Origin of the sequence: Paenibacillus anaericanus (assembly GCF_003994475.1) — a bacterium.
Lineage (GTDB): Bacteria > Bacillota > Bacilli > Paenibacillales > Paenibacillaceae > Fontibacillus > Fontibacillus anaericanus.
Window position 1 is genome coordinate 1 of record NZ_RZNY01000072.1, and the last position, 4,344, is coordinate 4,344.

The window sequence follows — 4,344 nt, forward strand, 5'->3', positions numbered from 1 at the left end:
CGATGTCATGAAAATGACTGGGTTTCTCGACAAGCTGAGGAACCCATAGTATGGGTTCCTTTTTGTATTGCTGCAGCCTCATTTCGTTACCAGTTCGTTTTACGTTCCGGGAGTGGATCTTGATTTTGGATGAGCCGGTGAATCAGTATCTCCATCAAATTCAGTTTTACCTCACGTGACACATGATCAAAAAACAAATTGCAGCGCTCGTCCGGGTCCTCCAGTAGGTCATACAGTTCACCGTACTCCTCGCCAGCGAACACAACCAGCTTGTAACGGTTCGTCCGTAAGCATTTCGCTTGAATCCCACGATCGTGTGCATCATACGATGTAATAGCAGAATCTCTTATATATTCCTTCTTTCCAGTGAGTACTTCCAATTGCGATAATCCTTGCACTCCATATGGTCGTTCCAAACCTATGGCATCCAGCAGCGTCGGTAAGATATCGACATGTTCCATCATGGCGTTGGTTCTTTGTCCCTGTGCGATTCCAGGACCCCGAATAATCATGGGAATACGTGTCAACCCTTCGTAGAACCACGGTCCTTTGTACATCAATCCGTGATCGCCGAGCAACTCTCCATGGTCACTCGTAAACACGATCAGAACATCATCATACATGTCTCTTTGCTGCCAGGCTTTCATGATACGTCCAATTTGCTCATCGATAAACGTAATCATCCCATAATAATTGCGGATTACCCTACCAAGATGCTCATCGGAATACGGATGAGGCTCTCCTCCTCCTGGCCAATAACCATTTAAGCCCTGATAAAGTAGGTGATCCGGCCGAAGTCTTAACTCAGCAGGATCAGAGTGCGGAATCGCAATATCTGCATCTTCATATAGCTTGGCATAGGCTTTAGGCGGATTAAATGGATGATGTGGATCTACGAAGCTTGTCCATAGGAAAAGTGGTTGTTCCGTATCATGCGCCATTATTGTGTCAATACTCTTCTCTGCCGTCCAATACGTCTGGTGCAGCTCCTCCGGCATGTCACTCTCCCAAACATCATGCTCGGCATCCTCCGAACGATAATGATCTAGTTCAAAACGATCTGCTACCCGTGGATTACGTTCTCGAAGCCAGTCTAGATACTTACCCAGTAAGTTATCCTCGGAAATGTGATGTTCATCCAAGCCATAATAAGTGTTGTCCTTCTCCCTACCGCGGTCACGAATGGCCACATCCTCTGACTCCGTGGAAAAGTCAGTCTTGCACTGCGGGCGAAAATGCATTTTCCCCACACCAACTGTCCGATAGTTCTCCTGCTTCAAATAATCACCAAGCGTTACCTCGTCCTCATCAAGCGATACACCGATATTCCAAGCACCATGCACATGAGGGTATCGGCCTGTGAAAATGGAAGCTCGGGACGGTGTGCATACAGGACTCGCACAGTAAGCATTCGTCATTACCGTTCCTTCCGAGGCCAACTTATCGAGTACGGGGGTCCGAACTGTTTCATTCTCGGTACCAATAGCATCGGCACGCATCTGGTCTGTCGTAATGAGCCAAATGTGGGTTTTATTTTTTTTCATTATTTTTCATCCTCTCTCATCATTTTTTGAGGATTCATACCAACCGATAACGGTTACTTCGACCAAGCGAAAAGGTTGTCCCAATAATGATTTTTGGGACAACCTTGTTTACTTAAAAAGAAAGATGCACTTAAGCGAGACAAAATTCATACAAGGGATAAACTGAAATAATTTACTTTATCCGAAATCCGGTTTATCCACAAAAGTAACGACAGGCTCCATTACACCATGTAATTCGAACAGGATTAGTTCGTTTTCACCTTGACGGAGAAGCGGCGCCGGCAAGTACAGCGTTTTTGTCGGACCCTTCTCCCAATAACGACCTAAATTAAAGCCGTTAATAAAAACTTGTCCTTTACTCCATCCGTCCAGTCTCAAGAAAGTATCCGTTAGCTCGCTGACTTGAAAGCTCCCCCGATAGAAACTTGGCTGAAGACGTTCTTCGCCATCCATTGGAGCGAATGACAATCCATTAAGATCTGTTAACGGCAGAGAGCGAATGTTCCAATCGTGTAAGAATTGATAGCCGAGCCTTACGCCGCACGTTATGCCTTTCGGATCACGAAGCTGTGGGCCATAATTCACGCGTCCCATGTTTTCTACAAGAATGTCGATTTGTAATCCCTCGGCAGGTACCTCCATTGGAATTCCTCTCGGATCCCAGCGTTCTACAGTACCGGCAAAAGTTCCATTGGCGAAGACTAACGCACGGTCGCGTACTTCTTGCAGAACGAGCTCCATGCCGATGCGTGGTCCAGTGATCTTCGTCGAATACAAGATGAACCCATAAGACTGACCGAGTTTTTCCATTGGCTCCGGACATGCTTTACGTACAGGATGAGACAATGCGTCTAACTGGGTGAACAAGGGCGCTGATTCTGTCATCTGCAATTTGCCGTAAGCCCCTGACTTAATGAATGGAGGCAATTCCAGCGGTGGTAACTCTACATATTTCTCGATAATTTTTCGAACTGCGTAGAATTTTGCCGTCGGCTTACCTGACTCGTCCAGTAGCGTATCATAATCGTAGCTGGTTACGATAGGTTCATATTTATCAAAAAGATTCGCACCATTCATAAATCCAAAATTCGTTCCTCCATGGAACATATAGAAGTTAACGGAGGCCCCTAAAGTCAGCATCTCGTCCAAAGTCTCCGCCACTTCAAATTCGGGACGGGTGTGATGCGGCTTCATCCAATGGTCAAACCATCCATTCCAAAATTCCATGCACATTAGCGGCCCCGTAGGCTGATATTCACGCAGTTTAGCGAAGGATTCCTTTGCCCGCGAACCGAAATTTACCGTGGCGAATACCCCGTCGATCATACCTCCTTGCAGCATATGATCTTCAGCTCCATCTGAGGTGAACAGCAAAACATCCATGCCGCGGGCGATCATACCTTCTTTCAGATAATTTAGATAAGCTTTGTCACTTCCAAAGCTTCCATATTCATTCTCTACCTGAAGGGCAAGCACGGGTCCTCCATGGGTGCTTAGCAAAGGTTGCAAACGTGGAAGTAGCTCGTCGAAGTACGCATCCAGCTTGGATAAATAAGCCTTATCTTCACAACGCAACTGCATGTTATCATCCGCAAGCAGCCATGCAGGCAATCCGCCGAATTCCCATTCAGCACAAATAAAAGGACTTGGACGCAAAATCACATGCAAGCCAAGTTCTCCGGCAAGCTGAACAAAAGCCTCGATGTTTGCAATGCCTTCGAAATAGAAGCGACCTTCCTCCGGTTCATGTAAATTCCAAGGGATATAAGTTTCAATGGTGTTCATTCCACAAGCCTTCAGCTTTAGCAAACGATCCCGCCAATATTCCGGTACGATCCGGAAATAATGAAGAGCACCAGAAAGTAGCTGTAATGGCTGGCCATCCAATAGAAAGTGATCACCTGATATGGATAATTTCCGCATAATATTCTCCTCCAACATTGCAATTGACATAAGATTAGGTTGAAAGATGCACTTACAACGATTGGCAGCAGCTCTTGAACTTTTTCCCGCTCCCGCAAAGGCATGATTCATTTCGACCTGGAAGCGGATGACCCATTCTTCTGTACTCCTGCATCTGCTCCGCTTTGAGCCGGTTCGCGAGCGAAATCATCCGTTTATAAGCATGTGAATAGAACATTTTGTAGCTTTGGCAGAAATAATCCACCTCGGTACGATCGTTAACATCTAACCAATTCCGGTTGCGGGGACACCCTCCGTTGCAAAATCTAAGGTATTCACAAGTCCGGCAGGCTTCATTCATTTGTGGCTTCATCCGCAAAAAGTCATCATACACAGGGCTTGTAAGCAGTGACTCCAGGTCCGTTTGACCGATATTCCCTAACCTGTGCTCTTCATCAATAAAGAAATCACAAGGGTAGGCATCGCCATTCGTCTCAAGCACCATCATCTTCGGACAGCATGAGCTGTGAACGCACAGCTCCGCCTGACGATGCATAAATACAAGCAGCATATTCTCAAAAATACGTATGGGCAGCTCAGGATAACCTTCGTTATACCACAAGTCAAATGTGCGACACAGAAATTGCCCGTACTGTTCAGGTGTAATCCGGAATCGTCCAGGCATACCGCTCTTCTGCGAAACAAAATCCATACAAGGGATAAACTGAATATAAGGAAATTGTTGTTCTTGGTAAAATGCCATCAACTCATCCGGCTTCGTCACGTTATCTTCATGAATCACCGACAAAATGTTATACTCCACACCGGCATCCTGTAAATGGCGAATCCCACGCATGACCAGATCAAAACTGCCTTTCCCCGACCCCGTTACCCGGTG

At 46.2% G+C, this 4,344-nt stretch carries 3 protein-coding genes; all 3 read right to left on the reverse strand.

The features are described from left to right. Positions 1–86: 86 nt before the first annotated feature. Complete coding sequence (locus EJP82_RS27665) at positions 87–1,544, reverse strand: sulfatase family protein (protein ID WP_127195299.1); 1,458 nt, start codon at positions 1,542–1,544, stop codon at positions 87–89. A gap of 177 nt (positions 1,545–1,721) precedes the next feature. Further along, on the reverse strand, positions 1,722–3,467 hold the full coding sequence (locus tag EJP82_RS27670) for a glycoside hydrolase family 35 protein (RefSeq protein ID WP_127195300.1): 1,746 nt from the start codon (positions 3,465–3,467) through the stop codon (positions 1,722–1,724). Positions 3,468–3,519: 52 nt separating this feature from the next. Then, positions 3,520–4,344, reverse strand: an 825-nt coding sequence (locus EJP82_RS27675; protein WP_127195301.1) for an SPASM domain-containing protein, incomplete at its 5' end; no start/stop codon positions are given.